Below are 427 nucleotides of genomic sequence, written 5' to 3'. Positions count from 1 at the left end.
CAAGCAGGCAGAGGAAGAGCGCGAGCACGCGCAGAAGTTCGCCGAGCACCTGCTGGACCGTGGCTACCGCGTCGAGCTGGAGGATATCCAGGTCGGCTCCGTCAAGGCCGCCACCCCGCTCGATGCCTTTGAGGCCTCCCTCGCGCATGAGCAGAAGGTTTCGGAGCAGATTCGGGAGATCGCCCGTACTGCGGATGCCGCTGGGGACCTCGATTCCCGTGGCCTCATCAACTGGTTCCTCGAGGAGCAGGTTGAGGAGGAGTCCACCGTGTCCGAGATCATTGACCAGCTCAAGCTGGTGGGCAATGACGGCTCGGGCCTCCTGCGCGTCGATGGTTCGCTGGCGCAACGGTAACGAAGCCATATAGTTTGCGCGAATTCTCCCACAGCCCTCTGCGGTTGGTGGGAGAATTTCTTTTATGACTAC

Annotated in this window: 1 protein-coding gene; it reads left to right on the top strand. The window is 61.4% G+C overall.

The window, feature by feature from the left end:
• A partial coding sequence (locus HMPREF3056_RS09940) for a ferritin (RefSeq protein ID WP_070754681.1) occupies positions 1-355 on the top strand: 355 nt, incomplete at its 5' end.
• Positions 356-427 lie beyond the last annotated feature (72 nt).

The organism is Corynebacterium sp. HMSC056F09 (assembly GCF_001815785.1).
GTDB classification, from domain to species: Bacteria; Actinomycetota; Actinomycetes; order Mycobacteriales; family Mycobacteriaceae; genus Corynebacterium; species Corynebacterium hiratae.
Note: the sequence above shows the minus strand (reverse complement) of the source record. Positions and strands in the feature narration are given on the sequence as shown.